The sequence below is a fragment of the Shewanella sp. 10B genome (genome assembly GCF_023475885.1).
Lineage (GTDB): Bacteria > Pseudomonadota > Gammaproteobacteria > Enterobacterales > Shewanellaceae > Shewanella > Shewanella mangrovisoli.
On sequence record NZ_JAMDJO010000037.1, the window covers coordinates 1 to 259 of the forward strand.

Consider the following 259-nt stretch of genomic DNA (forward strand, 5'->3'; position numbering starts at 1 on the left):
TGGTTCATGACTGGGGTGAAGTCGTAACAAGGTAGCCCTAGGGGAACCTGGGGCTGGATCACCTCCTTACCTATACGACTAACTCGATGTTTGTTGAGTGTTCACACAGATTTGCTTGATAGAAGATAGAGTAAACGATGGGTCTGTAGCTCAGCTGGTTAGAGCGCACCCCTGATAAGGGTGAGGTCGGTGGTTCAAGTCCACTCTGACCCACCAATCCTTTGAGGGTTGGGACATCTGATACTCGCACTGCATGTAA

1 tRNA gene and 1 rRNA gene are annotated in these 259 nt (G+C 49.8%); both read left to right on the forward strand.

The window, feature by feature from the left end:
- A 16S ribosomal RNA gene (locus M0415_RS21360) occupies positions 1-69 on the forward strand; the annotation flags it as partial.
- Between the two features lie 70 nt (positions 70-139).
- Positions 140-216, forward strand: a tRNA-Ile gene (locus M0415_RS21365).
- Positions 217-259 lie beyond the last annotated feature (43 nt).